This is a genomic window from Corallococcus llansteffanensis, assembly GCF_003612055.1.
GTDB classification, from domain to species: Bacteria; Myxococcota; Myxococcia; order Myxococcales; family Myxococcaceae; genus Corallococcus; species Corallococcus llansteffanensis.
Window position 1 is genome coordinate 1 of record NZ_RAWB01000822.1, and the last position, 3,294, is coordinate 3,294.

Annotated in this window: 3 protein-coding genes; all 3 read right to left on the minus strand. The window is 71.8% G+C overall.

Annotated features, from left to right (window positions below; all coding sequences use genetic code 11):
• A partial coding sequence (locus tag D7V93_RS40730; RefSeq protein WP_120648385.1) for an efflux RND transporter periplasmic adaptor subunit occupies positions 1–1,067 on the minus strand: 1,067 nt, incomplete at its 3' end.
• A gap of 46 nt (positions 1,068–1,113) precedes the next feature.
• On the minus strand, positions 1,114–2,559 hold the full coding sequence (locus tag D7V93_RS40735; protein ID WP_120648386.1) for a sensor histidine kinase: 1,446 nt from the start codon (positions 2,557–2,559) through the stop codon (positions 1,114–1,116).
• Entirely contained in the window at positions 2,556–3,293 is a 738-nt protein-coding gene (locus D7V93_RS40740; RefSeq protein WP_120648387.1) for a response regulator transcription factor, read from the minus strand. The genes D7V93_RS40735 and D7V93_RS40740 overlap by 4 nt, the downstream gene beginning before the upstream one ends.
• Position 3,294 lies beyond the last annotated feature (1 nt).

Below are 3,294 nucleotides of genomic sequence, written 5' to 3' on the forward strand. Positions count from 1 at the left end.
GCCGCGGCCTGCGCGGGAGCACCCGGCGGGGGCGCGGGCCGGAAGCGCAGGGCCGTGTTGGGCACGGAGAGCGCCTGGTCCTTCTCCTGCGTGACGATGGTGACGTTGGCCGTCATGCCCGGCTTCAGCTTGAGGTCCGGGTTGGGCACGTCCAGCACGGCCAGGTAGGTCACCACGTTCTGCACCGTGATGGCCTCGTTGCGGATCTGCCGGATGACGCCCTGGAAGCTCTCGCCGGGATAGGCATCCACGGTGAAGGAGGCCTTCATGCCGGGCTGGAGCTTGCCCACGTCCGCTTCGGACACGCTGGTGTTGATCTGCATCTTGCGCAGGTCCTCCGCGATGGTGAAGAGGACGGGGGCCTGGAGGGACGCGGCCACCGTCTGTCCCACGTCCACGCTGCGCGAGATGACGATGCCGTCGGTGGGCGACACGATGGTCGTGTACTTGAGGTTGACCTCCGCCTCGTTGAGCGCGGCCTGCGCCTGGGCCACGGAGCCCTCCGCGGCCGTCACCTCCGCCTGTCCGCTGGCGGCGGCGGACTCGGCCGTCTCCAGCTCCGACTGGGAGATGAACTGCTGGGCGCGCAGCTCCTTCGAGCGCGCGGCCTGCTTCTTCGCCACGTCCGCGTTGACGCGCGCCTTCTGGAGGTTCGCACGCGCGGCCGTCATGTTCGCCTTGGCCCGGTCCAGCGCCGCCTGCACGAGCTGCGGGTCGATGCGGGCGATGACCTGCCCCTTCTTCACCTGGGAGTTGTAGTCGACGAACAGCTCCTGGATGCGCCCCGACACCTGGCTGCCCACCTGCACCGTCACCAGCGCCGCCACGGTGCCGGTGGCCGTCACCTTGGCCATCAGCTTCCGCGCCTCCGCGGGGGTCGTCTCGTAGGTGATGACGTCCGCCTGCTGTGCGGCGCGCACGCGCCACAGCCCCACCAGCGCGGCCACCACCAGGACGCCCACCACCCATGCCCAACGCGGCATGCGGCGCTTGCGAACCTCGTCCTCATCCAATGGCACCGGCGCCAGGGCCGGCGCTTCCCGCGGCATCTCGCTCAAGGCCTTCATGCCCCTTGTTGTACGTTTTGGATTGTTTCGACGAATCTCGTCTCTATTACGAAAGATGACCTGCGACGAGGCGGCCGTCCGGTGTGTCCGCCGCCCCCGTGGCCGGGAGCAGGAGGCGCGCGGTGGTGCCCAGGCCCGGCTGGCTCTCCAGCTTCAGGCGGCCCCCGTGCGCGGCGACGATGCGGCGCACCAGCGTCAGCCCCAGGCCCACGCCGCCCGTGGTGCGGGCGCGACTGCGGTCGGTGCGGAAGAACGGAGTGCCCACGCGCGCCAGGTCCTCCGCGTCGATGCCGATGCCCTCGTCGCGGACCTCCACCTGGAGCCCGCTGCCCTCTGCCCGAGCAAGCAGCCTCACGGTGGTGCCGGGCTCCGAATACTTCCCGGCGTTGTCCAACAGGTTGTCCAGCACGCGCCGCAGCAGGACGGGGTCGGCCTCCAGCCCGGGGAGCACGCCGTCCACCTGGACCTCCAGCCGGTGCTTCGGGCGCGCGGTGCGGAAGCGCGCCGCCGCCTTGTCCACGAGCGCGTTCGCGTCCACGTGCTCCAGGCGCAACGGGGGCATGGCGCCGCTCTCGCCCTCCGTCACCAGCTCCAGGCGCGACGTGGTGAGCACGTCCTGCACCAGGCGCTCCAGCTCGGCCAGGTCCTCGGTGATGTCGGGGAGCAGCTCGCGCGCTGTCTGCGCGTCGCCCTCGGCGGCCAGGTCCAGCGCCACGCGGATCCGCGACAGCGGCGTGCGCAGCTCATGGGACACGTTGGCGAGCAGCTCCTTCTGCGAGCGCAAAAGCTGGGTGATGCGTCCGGCCATCTCGTCGAAGGCCTCGGACACGAGCCCCAGCTCGTCGTTGCGGCGCAGGCCCGCGCGCACGTCCAGCCGTCCCGCGCCGAAGGCCCGGGCCGCGGCGGCCAGCTTCTCCAGGGGCCCCGCGAGCGTGCGCGCGAAGATGACGGAGGTGATGGCGGTGCACGCCAGGACGAGCCCCACGATGATGGCCGTCTGCCGCTCGCCGTCGGGAGGCGGCGGCGGTGGGGGCAGGGACACGGAGGCGTAGACCTGCGGGGTGCCCGGGAAGGGGCTCACCACCAGGAGGCGGCCGGGCCCACTCCGGCCGGGAATGAGGCCCGAGGGTCCCTTGCGGGTGACGCGCGCGGTGACGTGCAGGTCGTCGGCGCCAAGCGCGGGCTCGGGCTCCGGCCGCGTGTTGCCGAGCAGCCTTCCGTCCACGGTCCGGAAGGTGACGCGCATGCCCATGCGATGGTGGGCGCGGTCGAGTGACGCCTGGAGCGCGGCCGGGTCGTCGCGCAGGGCGGACCACTCGTCGACGAAGTAGGACAGCTCGTCGTCGAAGCGGTTGCGCCAGGCCTCGTTGCGCAGGAAGTCGCGCGCGAGCATGAGCGCGATGGCGATGAGGACCACCTGGATGACGCCCACGAGGTAGATGCGGGCCAGCAGGCCCGTGGGCAGGCGGAAGAGGCGACGGGCCTGCTTCACGGCTCCGCCTCGGCCTCGGTGGCCAGCATGTAGCCGGCGCCACGGACCGTCTTGAGCAGGCGCGGGTTGCGGGGGTCCACCTCCAGCTTCTGGCGCAGGCGGAAGATGTGCACGTCCACGGAGCGGTCGAACACCTCGTCCGCGCTGCCCTTCACCAGGTCGAGCAGCTGCTCGCGGCTGAGCACGCGGCCCACGCGTTCGGCCAGTACGCGCAGCAGGCTGAACTCGTAGGTGGTGAGGGACAGCGGCTTGCCATCCAGGGACGCGCTCAGGCTGCGGGGGTCCAGCACCAGCCGGCCCGCGTGCACGGGGTGGCTGGTGGGGCCCGCCTTGCCCCGCGCGCGGCGCACCTGGGCGCGGATGCGCGCGAGCAGCTCGCGCGACGAGTAGGGCTTGGGCAGGTAGTCATCCGCGCCGGACTCCAGGCCCAGCACGCGGTCCGCCTCCTCGCCGCGCGCGGTGAGCATGATGATGGGCACGTCGGTGCGCGTGCGCAGCTCGCGGCACACCTCCAGCCCGTCGCGGCCGGGGAGCATCAGGTCCAGCAGGATGACGTCGTAGGTGTGGCGGACCGTCTGCGCGAGCGCGTCGGTGCCGGACGCGGAGACGGTGACGATGATGCCGTGCTCCTGGAGGTAGCGCGCGGTGAGCCGGGCCAGGCGTTCGTCGTCCTCGACGAGCAGCACCTGGATGGTGGCTTCTTCCACGGGGGTGGGGCGGGGTGTCGTCTCCATG

Coding starts and splice junctions, on each gene's coding strand:
- D7V93_RS40740 (WP_120648387.1), bottom strand. CDS start 3,293: ATGGAGACGACACCCCGCCCCACCCCCGTGGAAGAAGCCACCATCCAG.